This is a genomic window from Providencia sneebia DSM 19967 (assembly GCF_000314895.2).
Lineage (GTDB): Bacteria > Pseudomonadota > Gammaproteobacteria > Enterobacterales > Enterobacteriaceae > Providencia > Providencia sneebia.
Genome location: NZ_CM001855.1, coordinates 1 through 4,321, shown reverse-complemented (window position 1 = coordinate 4,321; position 4,321 = coordinate 1). Strand labels below are relative to the sequence as shown.

Below are 4,321 nucleotides of genomic sequence, written 5' to 3'. Positions count from 1 at the left end.
GGCGACCGTAGCAACAGGGTTTCAGAGAAAAAGGACTGCTTTATGTTTAACAACGATAATAGACAAAATTTTATAAGTCAAATGCCAATGAAGCCCTACTGTTCTGACGATTTAAGTAATGGGTTAAGAATTAGAAAAAAAGAAAAAGCGCTAGAAATGCTTTACATACAAGCTAATCAACCAGCTATACAAACTTGCTTGCTATTCGATCTAGATGAAGAAAATTGTTTTTATAAATTTGAAGAAGTTAACTTGCCTGTTCCTCACTTTATAACGAAAAGCCCCAAATCTGGCAGGTGTCATTATGGTTATATTTTGAAGAACGGGGTTTGTAAAACACAACAAGCAAAATTAAAACCGTTACGCTATGCCTCCGCAGTAGAAAACAGCATAGCAAACAGATTAGGTTCAGACCCTAACTATGTAGGGCTTATTACTAAAAACCCGTTAAATAGTCATTGGTCGCCTTGGTGGTCTGGTGCTGAATTGTATGATCTCGATTATCTCGCTGATTTTGTCGATTTAAATCAACCTAAAAGCGTTAAAGCTGAAAATTACGGATTAGGTCGCAATGTTAACCTTTTTGATGATCTGCGAGCTTGGTCTTATAAACGAGTTTTAGGGTTTAAATCTTCATCATCATTTGAACAATGGATGAAAGAAGTTGAGAGACAAGCGATCAACCTCAACGCTGTTTGTAATCAGCAAAACCCTTTGCCATTCAATGAAATAAAAGCGACAGCCCGAAGTATAGGCAAATGGACATGGAAAAATTTTGACGTTGCTAAGTTTTCAGAGATACAAAGCGCAAGGGGAAAAAAGAATCTAGGAAAGAAAAAAATAACTATAAAAAACAAAGCGAAATATTGAATATGCTTGATTTTTTAGGAGGTAAAAAATGAGAGTAAACAGAGACGGATTAACACAAAAAGAGTTAGCAAAAAAATTTAATGTCTCAATAACAACAGTAATAAAATACACTGCTATAGACAGAGAAGATTACGAGAAAGAGGCATTAAATCGTCGCAAAACAGCGTATGAGCTACGAGAGAAGGGGCTGAGTTGGAAAGAGGTAGCGGAAGCTATGCAATGCTCTTATAACGCTGTAACGTCTCTAGCGAAGCGATACAAGCAACAAGATCTAAAAGAGAGCGTTTAGCTCTCTTTTGTTATGTGGTTCTTATAATAACTAAATAAAAAACTAAGCGTTTTTTTCATGTCTTGAATATCAGATTTTAAATCTTCGTCGTCTTTCAATTTTGTTTTGTTGCCCTTGCGTTTCTTCTTGTTTTTTAAAGAATTTTGAGACTTTTTGAGTGATGCTTTTTTTGAGTTCTTGAGTTCGTTTAAATCGCTCGATATTGTCAAAAAATAATCTAAAAAATCTGTCAACATATCTGTTTGATAGTCTAATTCTTCTTCTAATTCTTTTAGATTTCTCATTAATATATTGTTGTTCTCTGCTTCTATCTTCGAATTTCGAATAAATAGATTGTTGTTCTTGATTAATGTTTTCAATTTCGCTTCCAATGCTTCTAATTCTTTGTTCTCTTGTTCTTTCTTCTGTTTTATCGCTTCTATTATTCTGCTCATTGTTTAAATTCTCTTTATTAAAATCATTATTAAAATTAAGAAAAATAAATTCATTCCTAATAAGGCTATTATTATTACTTGATATTTCAGATCTAACATCCTGAATGTCATTTGTTCTCTTATTGTTTTGTTCATTGCTATTCTTATTTTCGTTCTGTGTTCTTTTAAAGCGTTTTTTATTTCTACTTGTTCTTTTGCTAAGCTCTGCGTCAAAAACGCTCGTGTGCTCTCTGAGTGCGTTTTTAACGTACTCTCGATCTGCTCTGTGATCGATTCTTGATTCTTCGTTATAAGTTTTGTAATCTCTGCTCTGTTCATAGATATCTCCTTTTAACCTTACAGGCTTATCTTCTTCGCTAAATTTAATAGATATATAATTATCACCTGTACGATTTATAATTATATTTTTCTCTTTAGTTAAAAAATCAATTAATTCTTTTCTGTTGTTTATTTCTTCGATTGATATTTTCGCTATTATTTCTTCCTGTAATTTATTTACTATATCTTTTTTGTGTTTTGGTATTTTATTATTTAAAGTATTAATTAGCTTATTTCTTTCTTTGTGATTTTCTACGTCTATAACTGAGCTAATATTATTCTCATAATTAACAACTTCACAAAATGCGTTAAATAGTTTTTTATCTGCATAGTGATAGTATGTTTTGTATGCTCTTTTATCTGCTAATGCGTTGAATGTAAGATAATTAAGTTCTAGTCGCCCTTTATCTTGATGCTGCACCCAAAGGACCGGGGGACGGTTCTCAGGTGCGATTTCTGCGAACATCATTTCTTCAAATTCTGACATGATTTTATTTTTTAAATCTTCGTCGATGTCTTTTTCTTCAAACGAAAGAACGCCCGCTGTGTATGGGTGAGAGAAGTTTTTTGATTGAATATATTCGTTAAAGTTTAAAATATCTTGCTCTGTTGTTGTAGATAAAACTTTTATATATTGTTGTTCTTCTATTTTGTCTTTACGCAATAAATAAGATAATGAGTTTTTAACGTTTCTCTGTTTGTTTTTACCTCCTATCTGTTTGTGTATCATTATAAACCTCTTTTATTTTTTCTATATCCTCTGTTAGTTCTTCAAACAAATAAGCGAATTGCTCACCGTTGGCGCTGTTAATAAAAAAATCAATATTAGCATTAATTTTTTTAGCGATTTGATTAATGTTATTAGATATATTATTTAATAGAAATAGATATTCTTTATTTCCGTTATTTTTTATTTTATTTTTTAATATTGCAGATTTATTTAAAAGTAACGCTCTTATAGCTGCTGCTCTTTTTAAATCTAATTTTTCAGCTAACAATTCAACTTCTGTTAATTCTTCGTCACTTAAACATAAAGAAATAAAATTTTTACGTTGATAGCGATCTTTATATGTTTTTTTATCTTCAATGAGAATTTTTAAATTGCTCAAATTTGCCATGTTTTTTTCCTTGTGTTTTATGTTTTGACCTTCAGGGGATTGAAGGGGCGAAGCCCCTCACAAGTAACGTAATACGAAGTATTGCGCTAACTTGCTATCTAAGGTATCCCTTACTTAAGAAATAAGATATTTTGCTTTATTGTCAATACATAAACCCCAAAATCAAAACCGATCTTGAGGTCTTTTTTCTTCTAGTTCGCTCCGCTCACTGCTACGCACTTAATTATAATCCATAGACAACTATCTGATTGTTACCAGAATAATCCTTATCCAATATATATTTAATATTAAATGTTCCTATTTCTTTATTTTTAAACTGATTTGTAAAATCTCTAAACTCTATATCGTTAGGAATTAATTCCTGATAATTTTCGATTAATACACCACTTATTGAAATCTTAACCGCTGCCTCACAAGTTCTAGTTTTATTTTTATTATCATATGCAACCTCTCGAACAGCCAACAATTGAGTATCTGCATTTTGGGTCAACGATATATCCAATGGAATAATTATGTCTTTGAAGTCTCCATTTTTATAATCATAATCAGTCAATTTTTCATAAACTAACGACGCTTGTTCATTTGGATCTAACCGTTGCTTAGCAACAAAAGCCTTATCATATTGTGATTTATAAGCTTGATTTACTAACGCGTTAGCTTCTACTGATTTACACTCAATCGGAATATCATTAGCTAATGATATGATTGGATAACAGATTGTTATTAGAGTAATTGTAGAAAAAATAAGGTGATTTTTAGGCATAACAAACCTCAAAAAAGGAATAAATAATGGATAAGATCATTTCATACTGGAAAGAATATAACATTGCACATTATGATGAAAAGAAAGGATTTTACGTGATATACGGTAAGTATAACCACTTAAATAACGAAGAAGAATCAAGAAAATGCCTAGGTCTTCATTGGGAGGACTACCCAAAGTCTAGATCTGTTTTAGCCCCTATGGTTGTAACAGCAGAAATAAAGAACTCAATTCTGGCTGGATTATTAAAAGATGGATTAGATAAAAAAATAAAGTAGACCTTGAGAAAATACTTAAAGCTATCGAATACTTTAAAGACGAGGATTTGAAAGATAGCTATTAAGCTCAACGCTGAGAGCTGACAAAACTTGTTTTTGTTAGTTTGAAGCGTTCAAAAAGGTTTGCTTTGCTAACGCCCAAAAAACCACCCCTTTGGGGCTGTTATCTGATATGGTTAAGGCAATCACTTGACAAACTTTTTTGATGTATTAAAACATAAGAAAACAGAAACCCTATTGCTTTGAGTTTG

Annotated in this window: 6 protein-coding genes; 3 read left to right on the top strand and 3 right to left on the bottom strand. The window is 31.5% G+C overall.

Going from position 1 to position 4,321, the window contains the following annotated elements; all coding sequences use genetic code 11:
• Positions 1–42 precede the first annotated feature (42 nt).
• Positions 43–870 carry a replication initiation protein gene (locus OO7_RS16120; RefSeq protein WP_043892934.1) on the top strand — a complete coding sequence of 276 codons (828 nt, stop codon included), beginning with the start codon at positions 43–45 and terminating at the stop codon, positions 868–870.
• Between the two features lie 28 nt (positions 871–898).
• On the top strand, positions 899–1,159 hold the full coding sequence (locus OO7_RS16115; RefSeq protein ID WP_008917004.1) for a helix-turn-helix domain-containing protein: 261 nt from the start codon (positions 899–901) through the stop codon (positions 1,157–1,159).
• Positions 1,160–1,228: 69 nt separating this feature from the next.
• Here the strand turns inward: OO7_RS16115 and OO7_RS16110 are convergent, their stop codons facing one another.
• The 3 genes from OO7_RS16110 to OO7_RS16100 all read right to left on the bottom strand — a co-directional run bounded on the left by OO7_RS16110 (position 1,229) and on the right by OO7_RS16100 (position 3,792).
• Positions 1,229–2,641: a relaxase family protein gene (locus OO7_RS16110; RefSeq protein ID WP_008917003.1), complete on the bottom strand. Its 1,413-nt coding sequence runs from the start codon at positions 2,639–2,641 to the stop codon at positions 1,229–1,231.
• Positions 2,616–3,029: a relaxosome component gene (locus OO7_RS16105; RefSeq protein WP_008917002.1), complete on the bottom strand. Its 414-nt coding sequence runs from the start codon at positions 3,027–3,029 to the stop codon at positions 2,616–2,618. Before OO7_RS16105 ends, OO7_RS16110 begins: the two co-directional genes overlap by 26 nt.
• A 223-nt stretch (positions 3,030–3,252) precedes the next feature.
• On the bottom strand, positions 3,253–3,792 hold the full coding sequence (locus OO7_RS16100; protein ID WP_008917001.1) for a hypothetical protein: 540 nt from the start codon (positions 3,790–3,792) through the stop codon (positions 3,253–3,255).
• A 26-nt stretch (positions 3,793–3,818) separates the two neighbouring features.
• Here OO7_RS16100 and OO7_RS16095 point away from each other — a divergent pair, with 26 nt between their 5' ends.
• The gene (locus OO7_RS16095) at positions 3,819–4,070 is read left to right on the top strand and encodes a hypothetical protein (RefSeq protein WP_008917000.1); all 252 of its coding nucleotides are present in this window, start codon (positions 3,819–3,821) and stop codon (positions 4,068–4,070) included.
• Positions 4,071–4,321: the final 251 nt, after the last annotated feature.